This is a genomic window from Micromonospora sp. NPDC049275, assembly GCF_043197115.1.
In the GTDB taxonomy this organism is placed as follows: Bacteria; Actinomycetota; Actinomycetes; order Mycobacteriales; family Micromonosporaceae; genus Micromonospora.
Genome location: NZ_JBICSN010000002.1, coordinates 936387 through 949760 on the forward strand (window position 1 = coordinate 936387; position 13374 = coordinate 949760).

15 protein-coding genes are annotated in these 13374 nt (G+C 73.7%); 7 read left to right on the plus strand and 8 right to left on the minus strand.

Annotation, left to right across the window (positions count from 1 at the left end):
* The first annotated feature begins 216 nt into the window (after nucleotides 1–216).
* Complete coding sequence (locus tag ACGFIE_RS09785; protein ID WP_266241928.1) at nucleotides 217–462, plus strand: hypothetical protein; 246 nt, start codon at nucleotides 217–219, stop codon at nucleotides 460–462.
* Between the two features lie 55 nt (nucleotides 463–517).
* Here ACGFIE_RS09785 and ACGFIE_RS09790 read toward each other — a convergent pair whose 3' ends face one another.
* From ACGFIE_RS09790 to ACGFIE_RS09800, 3 genes are read right to left on the minus strand one after another with little or no spacing between them, the layout of a single operon-like run.
* A complete protein-coding gene (locus ACGFIE_RS09790) occupies nucleotides 518–868 on the minus strand; it encodes a DUF3140 domain-containing protein (RefSeq protein WP_363685720.1) in 351 nt (116 codons plus the stop codon).
* Nucleotides 868–1086 (minus strand): hypothetical protein, encoded by a 219-nt coding sequence (locus ACGFIE_RS09795; protein ID WP_363685718.1) that lies wholly within the window; start codon nucleotides 1084–1086, stop codon nucleotides 868–870. Before ACGFIE_RS09795 ends, ACGFIE_RS09790 begins: the two co-directional genes overlap by 1 nt.
* Nucleotides 1083–3638 carry an ATP-dependent Clp protease ATP-binding subunit gene (locus ACGFIE_RS09800; RefSeq protein ID WP_393292922.1) on the minus strand — a complete coding sequence of 852 codons (2556 nt, stop codon included), beginning with the start codon at nucleotides 3636–3638 and terminating at the stop codon, nucleotides 1083–1085. The genes ACGFIE_RS09795 and ACGFIE_RS09800 overlap by 4 nt, the downstream gene beginning before the upstream one ends.
* Nucleotides 3639–3779: 141 nt before the next feature.
* On the opposite strand from ACGFIE_RS09800, the gene ACGFIE_RS09805 reads away from it, so the two are divergent.
* The 5 genes from ACGFIE_RS09805 (at nucleotide 3780) to ACGFIE_RS09825 (ending at nucleotide 9062) form a co-directional block, all read left to right on the plus strand.
* A complete protein-coding gene (locus ACGFIE_RS09805) occupies nucleotides 3780–4160 on the plus strand; it encodes a hypothetical protein (RefSeq protein WP_234582026.1) in 381 nt (126 codons plus the stop codon).
* A 153-nt stretch (nucleotides 4161–4313) separates the two neighbouring features.
* The gene (locus ACGFIE_RS09810) at nucleotides 4314–4574 is read left to right on the plus strand and encodes a hypothetical protein (protein WP_007076395.1); all 261 of its coding nucleotides are present in this window, start codon (nucleotides 4314–4316) and stop codon (nucleotides 4572–4574) included.
* Nucleotides 4575–4580: 6 nt separating this feature from the next.
* Complete coding sequence (locus ACGFIE_RS09815) at nucleotides 4581–5735, plus strand: hypothetical protein (RefSeq protein ID WP_393292925.1); 1155 nt, start codon at nucleotides 4581–4583, stop codon at nucleotides 5733–5735.
* Entirely contained in the window at nucleotides 5728–8403 is a 2676-nt protein-coding gene (locus tag ACGFIE_RS09820; protein ID WP_393292927.1) for an FtsK/SpoIIIE domain-containing protein, read from the plus strand. Before ACGFIE_RS09815 ends, ACGFIE_RS09820 begins: the two co-directional genes overlap by 8 nt.
* Nucleotides 8400–9062: a hypothetical protein gene (locus tag ACGFIE_RS09825; RefSeq protein WP_393292929.1), complete on the plus strand. Its 663-nt coding sequence runs from the start codon at nucleotides 8400–8402 to the stop codon at nucleotides 9060–9062. Before ACGFIE_RS09820 ends, ACGFIE_RS09825 begins: the two co-directional genes overlap by 4 nt.
* Nucleotides 9063–9172: 110 nt before the next feature.
* Here the strand turns inward: ACGFIE_RS09825 and ACGFIE_RS09830 are convergent, their stop codons facing one another.
* Together ACGFIE_RS09830 and ACGFIE_RS09835 are read right to left on the minus strand one after the other, a co-directional pair.
* Nucleotides 9173–10447: a cupin domain-containing protein gene (locus ACGFIE_RS09830; protein WP_393292931.1), complete on the minus strand. Its 1275-nt coding sequence runs from the start codon at nucleotides 10445–10447 to the stop codon at nucleotides 9173–9175.
* A 9-nt stretch (nucleotides 10448–10456) separates the two neighbouring features.
* On the minus strand, nucleotides 10457–10762 hold the full coding sequence (locus ACGFIE_RS09835) for a hypothetical protein (protein ID WP_007459745.1): 306 nt from the start codon (nucleotides 10760–10762) through the stop codon (nucleotides 10457–10459).
* 157 nt (nucleotides 10763–10919) lie between these two features.
* On the opposite strand from ACGFIE_RS09835, the gene ACGFIE_RS09840 reads away from it, so the two are divergent.
* Nucleotides 10920–11699: a DUF72 domain-containing protein gene (locus tag ACGFIE_RS09840; protein ID WP_393292933.1), complete on the plus strand. Its 780-nt coding sequence runs from the start codon at nucleotides 10920–10922 to the stop codon at nucleotides 11697–11699.
* A gap of 44 nt (nucleotides 11700–11743) precedes the next feature.
* Here the strand turns inward: ACGFIE_RS09840 and ACGFIE_RS09845 are convergent, their stop codons facing one another.
* From ACGFIE_RS09845 to ACGFIE_RS09855, 3 genes are all read right to left on the minus strand, one after another.
* Complete coding sequence (locus ACGFIE_RS09845; protein WP_363685704.1) at nucleotides 11744–12172, minus strand: DUF2267 domain-containing protein; 429 nt, start codon at nucleotides 12170–12172, stop codon at nucleotides 11744–11746.
* The gene (locus tag ACGFIE_RS09850) at nucleotides 12165–12350 is read right to left on the minus strand and encodes a hypothetical protein (protein WP_393292935.1); all 186 of its coding nucleotides are present in this window, start codon (nucleotides 12348–12350) and stop codon (nucleotides 12165–12167) included. The genes ACGFIE_RS09845 and ACGFIE_RS09850 overlap by 8 nt, the downstream gene beginning before the upstream one ends.
* Nucleotides 12351–12461: 111 nt before the next feature.
* Complete coding sequence (locus tag ACGFIE_RS09855; protein WP_393292937.1) at nucleotides 12462–13334, minus strand: DUF72 domain-containing protein; 873 nt, start codon at nucleotides 13332–13334, stop codon at nucleotides 12462–12464.
* Between the last annotated feature and the right edge of the window lie 40 nt (nucleotides 13335–13374).

The following is a 13374-nucleotide window of genomic DNA, read 5'->3' on the forward strand; positions in this document are numbered from 1 at the left end:
TATATGGCCGCCGGGTGAGGTCCCCGGCGGACCCAGAACAATTTCGCACCAATGAGAGCAATTCACTTCTTCCATTCGGGCGGCCCGTGCGGTGCCGTCCGGCGGCGCTTCCCGACGGGCCGGCCGGCAGCCAACCGGCCTGGCGGCCGAGAACACGCGCCGGTAATGCTCGGCCGGCGGCGGTGCGAAGCGCCACTGCCCGGGTATCTGGCGGACATGACCGATCTCTACCCGCCCGCCGACGACCGGGAACTGCTCCGCCAGGCCGCCGCCGCGCACACCGCCGCCACCCGCCAGGTCGAGGCGTTCCTGCGCCGGCTGCCCGAGGTGCCCGACCCGGCCGACGTCACCGAGTACGCCAACCTGCTCACCCGGGAGGACCAGACCCGGGGCGAGCGCGACGCCGCCGCCGACGCGGCGGGGCTGACCATCGGCAGCCTGGAGCCCGACCAGGGCCAGTAACGCCAGGCGACGGTGCCGCCCCGAACCGGGACGGCACCGTCGCGTACGGCGTCACTCAGCGTTCGACGAGAGGGTCGTGACCGAGGTCGAGCAGCGAGTGCCGCCACGTGTCGTCGGCGTTGCCGCGCCGAGGCTTGGCGTCCATCAGCTCCCGGATGCGCTCGACCGCCTCCCGCATCACCTCGATGTCCTCCGGGGTCAGGTCGACCTTGCGCTTGTTGAGCACCTTGAGGATCTCGCGACCCGGCTGAGGCAGGTCGAGGTCCGGGTTCGGGCTGAACGACTCCTCGCCCGAGCCCCGGGTCAGCAGCCAGGTGCGCAGCTGCTCCGACGGGACGTTGACCTCGGCGTGGAAGTCCTCCCAGAGCACTTCCACCTCGGGGTCGAGCCGCGTGTCGCGTACCATCAGGTCTCCTCTCGACGGTGGTGACCCGACGTCTCCGGGTCGTCCTGGTCGGTCTTCGGATGCAGGCCCTCGGCGGGCACCCGCGTGCGGCGCGGGTTCGCGGTCGGGGGCGCCAGGATCGGGTCGGGATGGTCGTCGTCGTCCTCGTCCCGGTGTTTCCCGGACTCCGCGTGCTCGTGCGGGTCCTCGTGGTCGTCTCGTCGCGCGGGCGGAGTCATCGCGGGTGCGTTGTCGTGGCGGCGGTGTACCCCCGCTCGCCCGCGGTCACGTCGAAGGTGAGCTGCCCGTCGCGGGCGTCCACTGTCACCTTCTGGCCGGGCGAGATCGCCGACTCCAGCAGCATCCGCGACAGGTGGTTGTCCACCTCCCGCTGGATGACCCGGCGCAGCGGGCGGGCGCCGAACTCCGGCTGGTAGCCGTGCTCGGCGAGCCAGTCGATGCCGGCGGTGGTGAACTCCACCTGGATGTCCTGGGCGTGCAGCCGACGGCGGGTCTCCTCCAGCAGCAGCGCGGTGATGTCGCGCAACTGCTCGGCCTCCAGCCGCCGGAAGATGATGACCTCGTCGATGCGGTTGAGGAACTCGGGGCGGAAGTTCTCCTGGAGCCGGCGCATCAGGCGTTCGCGCAGCTCGTCGTTCTCCTGCTCGCTGCCCACGTCCCCGCTGCCGAAGCCGACCGCGCGCTGCGCGCCGGTGATCAGCTCGGAGCCGAGGTTGCTCGTCATGATCAGCACGGTGTTCTTGAAGTTCACCGTGCGGCCCTGACTGTCGGTGAGCCGCCCGTCGTCGAGCACCTGGAGCAGGATGTTGAACACGTCCGGGTGCGCCTTCTCGATCTCGTCGAGCAGCACCACCGCGTACGGGCGGCGGCGTACGGCCTCGGTGAGCTGGCCGGCCTCCTCGTAGCCGACGTACCCGGGTGGGGCGCCGACCAGCCGGCTGACCGTGTGCCGCTCCTGGAACTCGCTCATGTCCACCCGGACCATCCGGTCCGCCTCGCCGAACAACGCCTCGGCCAGGGCCCGGGCCAGCTCGGTCTTGCCGACGCCTGTGGGCCCGAGGAACAGGAAGCTGCCCATCGGCCGTTCCGGGTCGGCCAGCCCGGCGCGGGAGCGGCGCACCGCCTCGGCCACCGCGGTGACCGCGTCGTCCTGGCCGACCACCTTCTCGTGCAGGTGGCCCTCCAGGCGCAGCAGCCGGTCGCGTTCCTCCTCGGTGAGCTGGCTGACCGGGATGCCGGTGGCCCGGGAGACCACCTCGGCGATCTCCTGCGGGCGCACCTCGGGCACCTGCGAGGACGAGCCGTCGGCGCCGTTCGCCCGGCGCATCTCCTCCTCCAGCTCGGAGATCCGGTCCCGCAGCGCCGACGCGCGCTCGTACTGCTCGTCGGTGACGGCCTGCTCCTTGTCCCGGCGTACGTCGTCGAGCTCCTGTTCCAGCTCCCGCACGTCGGAGGCCGGGGTGCGGGTACGCAGCCGGACCCGGGCGCCGGCCTGGTCGATCAGGTCGATGGCCTTGTCCGGCAGGAACCGGTCGGTGACGTACCGGTCGGACAGCTCGGCGGCGGCGACAAGCGCCTCGTCGGCGAAGCGCACCTGGTGGTGGGCCTCGTACCTGTCGCGCAGGCCGCGCAGGATGGCGATCGTGTCGTCGACGCTGGGCTCGGGCACCAGCACCGGCTGGAACCGCCGGGCCAGCGCGGCGTCCTTCTCGATGCTCTTGCGGTACTCGTCGAGCGTGGTCGCGCCGATCACCCGCAGCTCGCCCCGCGCGAGGGCGGGCTTGAGCATGTTTGACGCGTCCATTCCGCCCTCGCTGCCGGCGCCGCCCGCGCCGACCAGGGTGTGGATCTCGTCCAGGAAGATGATCAACTCGTCGCGGTGCGCCCGGATCTCGTCGATCACCTTCTTGAGGCGCTCCTCGAAGTCGCCCCGGTAGCGGGTGCCCGCCACCAGGCCCGCCAGGTCGAGCTGCACCACGCGCTTGCCGAGCAGGGTCTGCGGCACGTCGCCGTCGCAGATCCGCTCGGCCAGGCCCTCGACGATGGCGGTCTTGCCGACACCTGCCTCGCCGATGAGCACCGGGTTGTTCTTCGTCCGCCGGGAAAGGATCTCCACTGCCTGTTCGATCTCGTCGGCCCGCCCGATCACCGGGTCGATCTGGTCGGCGCGGGCCAGGTCGGTGAGGTCCTGCCCGTACTGGTCCAGGGTGGGAGTGCCGCGGTCCGGCTTTGGCCCGGTCATCGGGCCACGTTCGGCGTTGGCGGCCTGCAACGACTCGGGCTGGATCCGGCCGGCGGCCAGCATCCGCCCGGCCGGCGACTCGGGGTTGAGCGGCAGGGCCATCAGGATGTGCTCGGGGCCGATGTAGTTGGCACCCATCGCCCGGGACAACTGGTGGGCGTCGAGCAGCGCCCGCTTGGCGGCCGGGGTCAGCGACAGGTTGGGCGGGACCTCCCCACGCGGTGCGCCGTCGCCCTTGCCGCCCAGCGCGTTGAGAAGTGTGTCCGGGTCGGCGCCGGCCCGGCGTACCAGGTCGCGCAGGGGTTCGCGTTGCAGGGCGGCCCAGAGCAGGTGGTCGGTGTCGAGGTCGTTGCTCTGGCGCTGCGCGGCACGGCGGGCCGCGTCGGCAAGCATCTCCCGCGCGTCGGCGGTCATCAGGCGGGTGATGTCGACCCGGTGCGGCGGTCGGCGTCCTCCCTCGCCCCGGCCGAAGTACCGGGCCAGGAATTCGTCCCACGGGTCGGAGCCGATGTCACCGGGTCCCATCATGTCTGTCCTCCGCAGTCGGGCAGCGGCACGGTCGCCAGGGGCTACCCGGCGCTCGGCCCGACAAACGCCGCACGCGACGGCGCACCTCGCGGTGTGGAGTGGCGTCCGGCCGACGCCGGCCCCGGGTGGCAGGCTGGCGACATGACTGAGAACCCGCTGCTGATCGTGGACGGCGCCAACGTGGTGGGCTCCCGCCCGAACGGGTGGTGGCGGGACCGGGCCGGGGCCGCCGCCCGGCTGAGGGACTCCCTCGCCCCGGTGGCCGCCACCGGTCTGCCCGCGCGTCTGACCGCTCCGGTCGAGGTGGTCCTCGTGGTCGAGGGCGCCGCACGGGACGTGCCCGGCACCGACGACGTCCGCGTGGTCTCCGCACCCGGCTCGGGCGACGACACAGTTGTCGAGCTGGTGCAGGCGGCGCCGCAGCGCCGTCGACTGGTGGTCACCGCCGACCGGGAGCTGCGCGAGCGGGTCACCGCCCTGGGCGCCGAGGTGTACGGCCCGCGTTGGCTCCGCGACAATTGAGAGATTCTCATGCTGGGAGTTCCCACAGAACGGACTCCCGGCACTTCCGGGGGGTTAACGGTCAGCCGGACAGGAACACTGACAGGGCGGATGTTCTCCCACGGACGCCAGTAGGCTCTAATGGAGATCTCCCCGCCCCCAGGAGGTTCCGCCGTGGCGAGCGTCGCCGAGCTGAAGGCTGCCATCGATGTCGCCCTCCAACAGATCGGCGACGGGCAGACAGCCGTCCAGGCGGCCGGTGAGAAGTTGGCCGAGGCGCAGCAGACCCTGGCCGGCGCGCTGGAGGGCAGCGGCCACGAGACGGTCGAGGCGGCCCAGGCGTCGCTGACCCAGGCCAGCCAGGAGCTGGAGGAGTGTCTCGCCGCGACACTTGTCGCGGTCGAGCAGGCGCAGCTCTACGTCTCCACCCTGTAGGCCGTCGTGTCCATCATCGAGGACATCGGCGGCCAGGTCCGCGCGGCCAGCGAGGAGTTCCCGGTGGGCCTGCTCGGCCAGGCCCTGGAGAAGTTCGGCCTGGCCGCCGAGCGGCTGCGCTGGGTACGACAGGAGTCGGCCAACCCGATGGGGGTGCCCGAGCTGTCCGCCGCGACCGAGCACGCCGAGAGCGCCAACTACGCGCTGCGGGTGGCACAGGAGCAGTTGTCGGCGTACCTGGCCGCGATCGGGCTCGCCGCGGACGGCGCCCCGGCGCCCCGCCCGCAGCAGCGCGACACGCGCCACGACGAGGCCCCACCGGCCGGACCGACCACTGTGGCGCCGGAGCAGGCCGAGCAGGTGCGGATGCGCCGCTGGTGGTCGGTGCGGGTGGCGGAGTTGACAGGCGGGAGCGACGGCGGCGCCGACGAGCCCGACGAGCGGCTGCGCGACTCGCAGGAGCTGCTGCGCCGGGTCGTCGGCGGGGTACGCGCCGGCGACCGGGACCGGCTGCGCACCGAGCTGCGCCGGGCGTCGGCCGACGTGGGCCTCGGGATGGCCGCGCTCGCGCCGCCGCTGCTGCGGGAGCTGGCAGGTGAGCTGCTGGGGCATCCGCCCCGCGCCGCCGACCTCGGCCGGCTGCGCGGCGAGCTGAACGGGCGGGTGCGCGACCTGCTGCCCGGGTTGCCCCCGCCGGTGCTGGAGACGCTGCTGACCCGGGTGTGCCGGATGCCGCCACCACGCGCGTCGGGGGAGCCGCCACACGCCGCCGACTCCGCGGTGACCGCCGGCGTGGCGACCGGGCTGCTGCTCGCCCGCCTCGGCCGGGACCTGCCCGTCGCCACCGGCACGCCGCCGGCCACCGGGGGCCAGGACGCCGGCGGCACGAGTCCACGGCCCGCCGAGCAGCGCTCCGGCGGCGCGAGTCCACGGCCCGCCGAGCAGCGCTCCGGCGGCGCGAGCCCACGCCCCGCCGAACAGCGCTCCGGGAAAGCGGCCGCCGAGACATCGTCCGGCGGCGTGAATGCGCGTCCGGGCGGGGTGGGCGGTCGTACCGGGCAGGCGTCCGGCGGTGCGGTGCCGCAGCGGGGCACCGGGCTGCCGTCGCGGACGGGCAGCCCGTGGCGGGACGCGCCGGCCCGTCGGGGTTTCGATGGCTGATCGGCGCGGCCAGTTGGCCACCCGGATCCGGGACACCCTCGGGGAGGCGCTGGGCGCCACGCGTACCCGGTTGTCGGCGGCCCAGGCCGAGCTGACCGCGGGCCGCGAACGGTTGACCCGGGTCCGGCGGGCGGCCGCCGCCGTACCGCAGCGGGTCGGCGCTCAACGAGACCGTCGTCTCGCCGAGATCGACGCCCGGCACGCCACCCGCATCGCCGAGCTGGCCCGCCACGCCGCCGACGCCGCCCGCCGGGAGGCGCCCGGCTGCGCCGGCGCCGACTGGCCGGGTTGGACGCCGACGCCCACCCGACGGGCCGAGCCGCCCGGCGCGCTGCGGGTCGGCACGGTCCGGATCGACGACGTCGACCCGGTGCCCGCGCTGGTGCCGCTGCTCGACGCCGGGCACGTGCACCTGTCCGGGGACGACCGCGCCGGCTGCGACGCGGTGGTGTCCGCGCTGCTGTTGCGGGCCGTGGGCCGCGCCGACCCGGGCGGGGTACGACTGGTCGGGTACGACCCGGAGCACCTCGGCGGCGGCCTGGCCGGGTTCGCGCCCCTGGGCACCGCGGGGCTGCTCACCTTCGTCGGCCCGGGTGGGTTGGGCCCGCTGCTGGACGACCTGGTCGAGCAGATCCGCCGCATCAACGAGACGGTGCTGGCCGGCGAACACGGCTCGCTGCGGGAGTTGGCCTCGGCGACCGGCCGTCGGCCCGAGCCCTGGCGGGTGGCGGTGCTGCTCGGCGGCGACGAGCTGAACCGGCACGAGCGCGGTCAGCTCGAACGGGTGGTCCGCGCCGGCGTCGCCTGCGGGGTGCACCTGGTGGTCCGGGGCATCCCCCTGCCGGAAGACCCGACGGTGACGCGGGTGGTGACCGAGTCGTCAGGCGCGTGGATCGGCGGCCCGTCCGGTCTGTCGGTCCGGTTGGATTCGCCGCCACCGGCGACGCTCGTCACCGAGACCTGCCGGGAGATCGCGGCCCAGGTCAACGCCGGCCCGCCGCCGACGCCGTTCGCCGACCTGCTGCCCCCACCGGAGCAGATGTGGCGGGAGGATTCGGCAAGCGGCCTGACCGCCCCGATCGGTGAGGGACCGCAGGGCCGACCGGTGCGCCTGACCCTTGGCGACTATCCACCGCACGCGCTGATCGGCGGCCCGTCCGGCACCGGCAAGACCAACCTGATCTTCGCGTGGATCGGCGCCCTGGCCGCCCGCTACTCCCCCGCCGAGCTGGAGTTCTATCTGCTGGACTTCAAGGAGGGCGTGTCGTTCGCCCGGTTCGCGCAGGGCCGGCGCGACCCGAGCTGGCTGCCGCACATGCGCCTGGTCGGCATCAACGTGAACACCGACCGGGAGTTCGGGCTGGCGCTGCTGCGGTTCCTCACCGAGGAGCTGCGTCGCCGCGCCGACGCCGCCAAGAAGCACGAGGTGACCAAGCTGGCCGAGCTGCGCGCGGTCGACCCGACCGGGCACTGGCCCCGGATCGTCGCCGTTGTCGACGAGTTCCAGATGCTGCTGGCCGGCCGGGACGTGGTCGCCCGGGAGGCCGCCGACCTGCTGGAGGACCTGGCCCGCCGCGGCCGGTCGCAGGGCATCCACCTGGTGCTCGCCTCGCAGGACGTGCGGGGCATCGAGGCGCTGTGGGGCCGTCCGGCGTTGGTCGCCCAGTTCACGTTGCGGATCGCGCTGCCCAAGGCATTGCGGATCCTGGCCGAACGCAACGACGCGGCGCAGTCGCTGCCCCGCTGGCACGCGGTGGTCAACGCCGAGTCGGGGATGGTGGAGGGCAACGAGGTCGCCCGGATCCCGTCGGCCAGCGACTGGGAGACGTGGAGCGGCCTGCAGCACCGGCTCTGGCGGATGCGCCCGCCGGACGCCGCACCGGCGCGGCTCTTCGACGGCGACGCGATCCCCCGACTCGACGAGGCCCCGGACTTCCGGGCGCTCGCCGCACCGGCGGACGGCCGCGCGCCGCGCAACCCGGTGGCCCTGCTCGGCGAAATCATCGACGTGCAGTCCCGCTCGGCGGCACTGCGGCTTCCGCGCGCCCCCGGACGCAATCTGGCGGTGCTGGGCACCCGGGTGGACGAGGCCTGCGCGGTGCTCGACTCGGCCGCCCGGTCGCTGGCCCGCCAGCACCCCGCGGGCACCGCCCGATTCTCCATCGCCTGCCTCGACCCGGACGCCGATCCGATCGCCCGCGCGCTCTACGACGACCTGGCCGACGACGCCGCCTGGTACGACGAGGAGACCGTCGGCGAGTTGATGACCGAGACGGCCGACGGGCTGTCCGGTCCCGGTACCCCGCACTATCTGCTGCTGTTCGCGGTCGACGCGGCGGCCGGCGCCCTCGCGGCGCGCACGGGTCGGCGCACCGGCCTGGAGCAGCTGCGGCGGATCCTGCACGACGGGCCGGAGCGGCGTACCCACGTGCTGGCCTGGTGGCGGGGTGTGGCCCGGATGCGCGCCGACCTGGGCGGGGCGGGCGCCCGCACCGACCAGATCGGCGCCTGGGTGGCGCTCGACGCGCACGGCGGCGAGCTGGGCGCTTCCCTCTACCCGGGCACCGGCGGCCCGGACTGGTATCCCCGACCGTGGCGCGGTCTGTTCTTCGACCGGGCGGTGCACCGCACCGGCCAGGTGCTCATCCCCTATGGACCGTCGCGATGAACCAGCCGGTGAGCAGTGAGACGTACACGGCGCAGCTGCGGCGACTGGCCGAGCTGACCGCCCGGGTCCGCGAGCAGCGCGCCGAGGCGCACACGTGGTACGAGCGGCAGTGCGCGGCGGCCGAGCGGGCCGTCGCCGACGCCGCCGACCAGGTGCGCCGTGCCGAGGAGGAACTGGTCGCGGCCCGCGAGGAACAGGAACGCGTCGACGCCGAGGTGGCGCACCTGTGGCAGCAGGTCCGCGCCCGGCTGGGCGTCCGCCGTCTCGGCGCCCCGCCCGCGCCGACAAACGGCAGTGCGGTAGGCGAGCCGGTGGCGCTGCTCGGCCGTGCCCGGGACCTGCTCGACCGGGCGGGGCAGCCGGGCGAGCTGCCGGGCTCGGTCAACCCGCTGCTGGCGCTCTGCGGGGTGGCCGGCGCGGTCGTGGCGTACGCGCTGGGGGCGGGCGCGCGGGCGCTCGGCGTCGGGTACGGCGGCGACCTCGCGGTCGGATTGCCGGTGCTGGCGCTTGTGGTGACCCTGCTCGGACCGCTGATCGGCCTCGTGCCGGCGCGGGTGCTGGCCGACCGCCGGCACGCGGTCCTCGGCCCACGCCCGATCACCGTGGTCCTCGGCGCGGGGGTGCTCGCGACCGCGCTGCTGCTGGTGCTCGGCCGCTGACCCCGCGCCAGGGGGATTGATCGACTCGGTTTCCTGGAAACCGCGCTGTCCGAGCCCTCCAGACACCGCGACTTCACGGAAACCGAGTCGATCACCGCCAGCGGGCACGCTCAGGCCGGGACGAGCACCGCCTCGCGGAGCAGGCGGCGGGCCAGGGTGACCCGGTCGGCGTCGTCGGGCAGACCCGGCAGGTCACCGACGCGGGTGACCGTGCCGCTGAGCAGGGCGCGGGCCGCCGGCTCACAGTCCGCCGGCAGGGTGATGGTGCGGTCGAACAGGCGCAGCGCCACCTGGTCGTTCCCGTGCGGCACGAGCTGCCAGCGCAGCCCCGGCCGCAGGGTGAGCCGGGAGTCGGCGTCCACCGCGGCCACGGCGCCGGCCTGGGCGAGTGGCCGGATCGGCGCCGGTCGGGCGGCAGGCCAGGCGCGCTGACGCAGTCGCGCCGCGACGGCGGCCGGGTCGGCGCGCAACAGCCAGTCGCGCAGCGCCTCCACCGTCTCGGTCAGCTCCGGCTCGATGGCGTCCGGGTCGGCCACGTCGGTGCCGAACGGCAGGCTGGCGCGCAGCCGCCGGTCCTCGGCGGCCAGCGCGAGCAGCTCCTCGACCAGGGCGTAGCGGGTCAACGCGCGGATGCCCACGGTCAGGTGCAGCGAGCTGGCGTCCTGGGCCTGCGCGCTGTGCAGCCAGCCGCGGGGCAGGTAGAGGGCATCGCCGGGGGCGAGCACCACGTCCAGCGCGGCGGGACCCTGCGCGGTCGCGGAGACCTCGTCGGCACGACCGCCCCACGTCTGCTTCTCCAGCGGGTCGGGCAGCACCGGTGGGTGGATCCGCCAGTGCTTGCGGCCGTCGACCTGGAGCACGAACACGTCGTGGGTGTCGTAGTGGGTGGCGAAGCCCTGACTTCCGGCCGGCGTGAGGTAGGCGTTGATCTGCAGCGGCTGGTTCAGCGCGAGGCCCAGATCGCGGGCGAAGTCGACGAGCGGCGGCCAGATCCGGTGCAGGCCCTGCAACACAAGGGTGGCACCGGCCGCGTACTGCTCCAGGACCCGCTCGTCGAGCACCTGGTCACCGATCTCCGCGCCGGCGCCGCCGCCGCCGGTCCAGCGCGCCGCCGGCACGAGCTGGCCGTCCTTGGCGATGCGCAGGAACGGGGTACGCAGACCGCGCCGGCTGAGCAGCTCGTCGGCGTCGGCGGGGCTGAACAGGTCGGTGAAGCCGGCCGGGTCGGGCAGCTCGGCGGCGCGGGACAGCAGCGGGGTGTGTCCCCAGTGTGCGGCGGCGAACTTGGCCGGCTCGACCGAGACACAGCGGGCCAGCGCGGCGGCGGCGTCCGCGGACGAAACCGCCGGGCGGCCGTGGCCGCCCGGCGGGTCGAGGTGCGTCATGACGGTCCGTTACCGGGCGCTGCCGTCGGCGCCGCCATCCTGCTGCCCGGGGGTCGCCCCACCGTCGGCCGGACCCTCCGCGCCACCGTCCGCGCCGCCGTCCTGGTGACCCGGGGTCGCGCCACCGTCTGCCGGACCCTCCGCGCCACCATCGGCGCCGCCGTCCTGGTGACCCGGGGTCGCGCCACCGTCGGCCGGACCCTCCGCGCCACCGTCCGCGCCGCCGTCCTGGTGACCCGGGGTCGCGCCACCGTCGGCCGGACCCTCCAGGCCGCCGCCGCCAGTGGTCTGCATGTCATCGTCGTTGAGTGCCATCGGTACTCCCTCGGGTGTGCCGCCCCGCCGTACGCCGGGGTCCGTCGTGCTGCGGGTGGTACCCCACGCGCGATCTTCTCTAACCCACACCGTAGACGCCGAACCGGGGCGACACGGGCGGTTCGCGGCCGGTCGCGGTTGGTGTCAGGATGGGTGGGTGATCCTGGTGGGCACCTCCGGTTGGCAGTACCGGGACTGGCGGGGCCGCTTCTACCCGCAGCGGCTGCCGCAGCGACTCTGGTTGGAGCACTTCGCGGAGCATTTCGCCACCGTCGAGGTCAACAACGCCTTCTACCGGCTGCCGGAGCGGGAGACCTTCGCGGCGTGGCGGGAGCGGACACCCGCGGACTTCTGCGTTGCGGTGAAGATGAGCCGCTACCTCACCCACATCAAACGTCTGCGGGATCCGGCCGAGCCGGTGGCGCGGTTCCTCGGCCGGGCCACGGCCCTCGGCGACCGGCTCGGGCCGGTGCTGCTGCAACTGCCGCCGAACCTGCGGGCGGACGTCGATGCGCTCGACGCGACGCTGCGGCTGTTCCCGGCCGAGGTGCGGGTCGCTGTGGAGCCGCGGCACCCGTCGTGGTGGACCGACGCCACACGTGCCGTCCTGGAACGGCGACGGGCGGCGCTGGTCTGGGCGGATCGCCTCGGTCGTCCGGTGGCCCCCCGGTGGCGTACCACCGACTTCGGTTACCTGCGCCTGCACGAGGGGCGGGCCCGACCGTGGCCGCACTACGGGCGTACCGCGCTCGCCTCGTGGGTCCGCCGGCTCACCGACGCGTTCGGCGCGGACGAGCCGGCGTACGTCTATTTCAACAACGACCCCGGCGGCGCGGCCGTTACCGACGCCGTCGCCTTCGCGGCGCTGGCCCGCGGGGCCGGTCACCAGGTGACGCGGGTGCCCTCCGCTGCCGAGGCCGACACGTCGCAGCGCTGAGCCCGCCCGACGGCGTCGTCGGACGGGCTCACGGTGTCACGGGGTCACGGCATGAACGTGGCGAGATCCTTCGGCATGGTGTCCTTCACGTCCTGCCACTCGCCCTGGGTGACGTGCCGACGCAGGGTGTCCAGCACTACCTGCGTCACCCGCTCGGCGCCACCCTCGGCGTCGTACGGGAAGCCCTGGCGGACCTCGTAGAGGAAGTCGTCGCGGTTGAGCTTGATCGGCACGTCCGACGGGTTCCAGCCGTCGAAGTAGATCCCCCGAACCAGCACCGGCAACTGCTGGGCGAACTCGACGCTCTCGTTTACCGCCAACCTGTCGCGCAGCAGGTGCAGCACAGTGCGCAGCGCCGCGTACGACTGGTTGCGCCGCTCCTTCGGCCACCCGTAGGCGGACTCGATGTCCTTGAGGATCAGGTTCGTCTTGTCCAGTGAGCTCTCGAAAGCGGAGATCATCGCGTCAGCCATCGGTCGACCCCCGTTCCGTGGTGTCCCACCGTCGGTCGTCGGTGCGTCGCGGTGGTCCCACCGGGCCACGACGGGCCCGTACCGGGCTGCCCTGCGGGGCGCGCCGGGCGTTGTCGGCCGCGCCCACCACGTGCAGGACGGCGCCACGCCGTCGATCTGTCACCACTCGAGCCGTCATCCCCGTCACCTCCGTGTCGTCTCGGGCGTCGGCCGCTGCCGCGCGGCCGTACCCACCGTGTCCACCGTGCCGCTCGGTCGGGTGAGCCGACCCCACCCGGATCGGGTGAGGTCAGCCGGCGTCGAGGAGCCCGACGAGGGTCTTCGCGTTCGTCTGGGCGTAGTCGCGGTAGCAGTTGTTCATCAAAACGTGGGTCTGCCCGGCCGAGTCGGCCAGCTCGCGCAGCTTCGGCGCCCAGTCGGCCAGCTCGCGCTTCGAGTAGTGGTAGCCGAACTTCTCGTGGATGTCCTTGCTTGTCCACTTGTCGCTGTGGCCGTGGAACCGCATGACCGCGAGATCCCCGGTGGCGGCCAGCACCGGGGGGACCGACGAGCGGTGGCCCTGCGGCATGTCCACGCAGACGTACGGAAGGTGGTGCTCGCGCAGGAAGGCGAGGGTCTCGTCGGCGTTGTCGCCGTCGAACCAGGACGCGTGGCGGAACTCGAACACCGGGCGCAGTGGCGCGCAGCGCTTCGCCACCTCCAGCAGGTACTGCTTGTTGGCCCGCTTGATCGTGAACCACGGGGGGAACTGGAACAGCAGCGCGCCCAGCTTGCCCGCCTCGACAAGCGGGTCCAACGCGGACAGGAAGCGCGTCCACACCTCCTCGTACGCCTGCGCGGGCAGGTCGTCGGGGTAGACGTTCTTCTTGTCCGTCTCGGGCCGCAGGTCCTTGTACAGCGCGCTGACCCGGGTGGGATGGCCGGTGAGGAGGCTGAACGCCTTGATGTTGAACGTGAAGCCGGCCGGGGTGCGCTCGGCCCACAGCCGCGCGGTCGCCTCGGCGGGCGGTGAGTAGTAGGTGGCGTCCACCTCGACCAGCGGGAACTGGCGGGCGTAGTACGCCAGACGCTTCTCCGGGTTGTCGGCGGTCTGCGGGTACCAGCCCGAGTCGAGCAGTGTGCGGTCGGTCCAGGACGCGGTGCCCACCAGAATGTCACCCATGGGGAAAGTCCATCGTGTCGTGGACCGACCGGCAACCGCT